Source organism: Thiolapillus sp. (assembly GCF_048562965.1).
Lineage (GTDB): Bacteria > Pseudomonadota > Gammaproteobacteria > Chromatiales > Chromatiaceae > Thiolapillus > Thiolapillus brandeum_A.
On record NZ_JBHNMF010000288.1, the window covers coordinates 1 to 4,313 of the forward strand.

3 protein-coding genes are annotated in these 4,313 nt (G+C 54.6%); all 3 read left to right on the top strand.

From position 1 onward, the window contains the following. A partial coding sequence (locus tag ACOCD2_RS13320; RefSeq protein WP_419625732.1) for an SNF2-related protein occupies positions 1 to 1,287 on the top strand: 1,287 nt, incomplete at its 5' end. Positions 1,288 to 1,342: 55 nt separating this feature from the next. Further along, complete coding sequence (locus ACOCD2_RS13325) at positions 1,343 to 3,688, top strand: DUF5906 domain-containing protein (protein WP_419625733.1); 2,346 nt, start codon at positions 1,343 to 1,345, stop codon at positions 3,686 to 3,688. Further along, positions 3,689 to 4,313, top strand: a 625-nt coding sequence (gene dcm, locus ACOCD2_RS13330) for a DNA (cytosine-5-)-methyltransferase (protein WP_419625734.1), incomplete at its 3' end; no start/stop codon positions are given.

Here is a 4,313-nt window from a genome sequence, read left to right on the forward strand (position 1 = left end):
TGGGCGATGCTTGATATGGGTATGGGTATGGGTAAGACCATTATTTCGCTGACATCCATTCAATCCCGAATTTCGGTAGGGTGGGGCCCAGCTGTTATTTTCGGACCGAAGCGTGTCGTAGAAGGCGTATGGACAGAAGAGGCTAAGAAGTGGGAGCACACAAAGGACCTGACGTTCTCAGAAGTGCTGGGAACGCCGAAACAAAAGCTGAAGGGGCTGTCCACGAAAGCTGATATCTATCTGTGCAATTATGAGAGCATGAAATGGCTGGTGGAGAACTGGCCTAAAGCGTTCTTTGACCAGGTGATCTATGATGAGGTTACTTACATGTCTGGTATGACATCCGTCCGCATGCGGGCGTGGAAAAAAGTGCTGCCGGGTATCATGTTCCGAACGGGCATGACGGGTACCCCTACGCGGGGGACCATGGAGGGTTTGCAGGGCCAGTACTATGCCCTTGATGAAGGTGAGCGGCTGGGGCGCCTGAAAACGGTGTTTGATGCAACGTACAAGACTTCACACCATGTGCCCTGGAAGCGCGTGTTCAAGCCCGGTGCTAAGCAGGCGATTATGGATAGGATCCGGGATATTACACTGACCATGGAGACTGCGGACTATCGGACGCTGCCTGACGTCATTCACAATGATGTAAAGGTCACATTACCGCCTGCGCTTAAAGCACAGTACGATGAGTTCTACGCTAAGAGTATACTGCATGTGGAGGAGGGTAGCTCCATTTTTGCGGGGTCGGATGCCGTACGTGACTTACGCTGTTCCCAGATGGCGTCGGGGTTCATCGTTACGGATGATGATAAGATCCATGATGTTCACAACCTGAAGCTTGATGCGCTGCACGAGATTGTTAAGACTGAGGGACCGTTGCTGGTACTCTACGATTTCGTACACAACCGGGAGCGGATCCTCCAGGCCTTCCAGGCTTATAACCCGGTGGACCTGTCGGATCCGAGTGTCGACATTCAACAATTCATTGCTGACTGGAATGCCGGGAGAGTGCACATGGCGGTAGGGCACCCGCAATCTATCGGGTTTGGCCTGGATGGGCTTCAGAAGAACCCGAAGGCTCACATGGTTTTCTACGGTCTTACGGACAATGGTGAAGCTTACATGCAGACACTGGCGCGGCTTGTACGTCCGCCCCGGGTAGCCCCGGTGCGTATTCACAGGATCTTAGCGCGTGATACGGTTGATGAGAAGAGGATGAAGCGTGTGGAGAGGAAGATGGGCGTTGAGAAGCAGTTTAAATCAGCCATGAAAAACCCCGGTTAACTTCCGCTAACCGGGGTGTGGCTTGGAACCATCAACACACAGGAGAATGTGTTAAGTGAATAATATAGGGTACAGAGAATTTCTGCAAGCTGTTTTTTCAAATCCAAAGCTCGCACACGTCACGGCATTTTCAGAAGACCCAAACAGCGCCCCGCCTCCCGTCTGGAAGGGGCACGCGCTGCTGGATTTTGAGCTGGTAGGCGATAACAAGTACGTGTGCATCTCGACCTTCACCGAATCCGAGCATTTGCCCTCGATCCGGCGCAAGGAGAACCATGTATCAACGGTCATGGTGGTTGCGGATGACGTGGGGGATGCCACGAAGACGCAAATGCAGGCCATGCAGCACTTCCCGGAGCCTTCTTACATTCTGGAGACAAGCCCCGGATCTGAGCAATGGGGCTGGCTGCTGGACGATCCCTGCACAGATCGTAGCGTCATTGAGGCGCTTGTTACCCGCATGTCGGATCTGGGCATGACGGACCCGGGGGCTGGGGGTGTGAACCGCTACGTCCGCCTGCCCGGGGGCCTGAACACGAAGCTTAAGTACCGGCTCATGCACGGCGAGGTTCCTGTTTTTCTCAAGAGCTGGCGACCCCAGCTCCGGTACACGGTGTCTGCGCTCATGCAATGCATCGGAGCGGTGGCAAAAGCAGATCAGGAGGCGGTTGGGCTGATTGATGCATACCCGCCACTGCTGAATGCGGTTCATGTTAAGCAGCACAAGGCGGCGGGTGTGTATGACATCACGTGCCCCTGGGTGGATGAGCACACAGACAAAGATGATTCCGGTACGGCGGTGTTTGTGCTGGAGACGGGGCAGCTGGGCTTTCGGTGCCATCATGGTCACTGCGCAAAACGCGAAGGGAAGGACCTGGTACAGTGGGTGCAGCAGCATAACCCGCAGGCCTACAAGGCTCATGAGGCTTTTGTTAAGCAGTTGTCAGTGGGGCTGGTGGAGAAAGAGCTGGATGCACTCAAAGACTACAGTGACCTCTCCCCGGTGCTGAGCAGGCTATCTACCGTTGATACGCTGGCTAAAAAGGATGCGATCAGGGCGGTACAGGAACGCACAGGGGTAGGCGCTGTAGATTTGCGCCAGCAGCTCAAAACGCAGGAGACGGATAAGGCCGCCACGGCGAACCAGACCCTGTTTGATGAGTATGTTTACGTGGCAGAGCAGGACGCTTTCTACGATACGCTGTCGAATTCGTTTCTGAACGTCTCCGCCTTTGACCGGTTGTACTGTGACCTGATGAAGACCCCCTCAACGGTTGCGCTGAGCTCCCGTGAGGGTTCCCGAAAAGTGCAGCGGATAGACTTCGCGCCGGGGCAGGATACGCTCTTTCGGGATAACGGCAGGCTTGTCTACAACAGCTGGACGCCGCTTGTTGAGGATTTCGAACCGGGTGATATATCACCCTGGCTGGAAGTCTTTAAGATGCTGGGCTGGGAGGAGCATATTCAGCGCGTCAGTCAGTGGCTGGCTTTCACGTTGCGTTACCCGGAGAAGAAGATCAATCATGGCTTGTTGCTGGGTGGTGCGGAAGGTACGGGTAAGGATTTCCTCATCTACCCTGCCGTGCAGGCCATGAGTACCAATGCACGGTACGTGGACGGCTCTAACCTGAGCAAGGATTTCAACGAGTATTTGCTCAATACCAAGCTGCTGGTGGTCAATGAGACTGAGACGGGGGATTACAAGGATGCGAAAGATGTCGCGCGGGATCTGAAGCGCCTGCTTTCGGCACCGCCCATGACGCTGGAGGTCAATATCAAGCACATACGCCCGGTGCTGATCCGAAACCTCGTGAATGTGGTCATGACCTCAAACAGTCTGTTGCCGGTGCAGTCTCACGATTCCCGCCGGCTGTTCCCGATCTGGAGTGATTTCAAGCCCAGGGATGCGGGCGGCCGGCCGTATGAAGACGTGCAGAAGTTTTGGAGCCGCTGCTGGCCGTGGATGAAAGAGACGGGGTGGCGGCACGTGGCGTATCACCTGCTGCATGAGGTAGACCTGAGCGACTTTGACGCGGGGGAGCCGCCCCCCGTCACAGCCTTCCTTCAGGAGATCCAGCACTACTCGATGACGAACTGGGAAGAGCTGGTGGTTACGTCCTTCAGGGAGAACGAGGCATTCAGGAATCGCACGGTATTCACTTCGAAAGAGATCGTGGACACGGCGGCGCTCTATGCAGGTGAGCATCAGATGGCGGTCAAGCTACCGGGCAACAAGCTGATTGCCCGGTACCTGAGAACCTGCCCGGAATTCATAGCGATCCGAACACGGGGCAGTATGATCTGGACCCGGAACAATCTTGAGGGTCGTATTTTAGCAACTAAGGGGCACATCAGAGCCCATGAAGTATTACTGGCAGAGATGTCAGCACAGGAGGATTAAATGTTTACTTTTATCGATGTTTTTGCAGGTATTGGCGGCTTTCGCCAGGGGTGTGATCTGGCGGGTGGCCTCTGTGTCTGGGCATGTGAGAAGGATAAGTTCGCGCGTCAGACGTATGCCAGTAATTTTGATATAGATGACCCTGAGTTTGCATATGATTTCGCAAAGGATATCGAAGACGTGGATCCGAAGGATATCCCGGATCATGACTTGCTGCTGGCGGGGTTCCCCTGCCAGCCTTTTTCTACAGCTGGCAGGCGTGAAGGCTTTGCTCATGAAACCCAGGGGACACTCTTTTTTGAGCTGGCGAAGATCATCAAAGAAAAGCAGCCCACATTTTTTCTCCTTGAGAACGTCAAAGGGCTTCTATCGCATAAGTCGGGCAGCACGATGTTCACGATCATGCGGGCCCTGAATGAGCTGGGCTACAAAGTATACCCTAAGGTCATTGATGCAGATGGCTTCGTGCCCCAGCATCGTGAGCGGGTATACCTGGCGGGTGTGCAAGCGGACGTAGGCTCATACTGGCATGATCTTAGGGGGCCATGGGCTGAGTTTGAGGAGGATAAGTTTAGGAAACCGCCGAAGGGGTATGTCCAGTTGCGGCATATCTTGGAGCCGCATG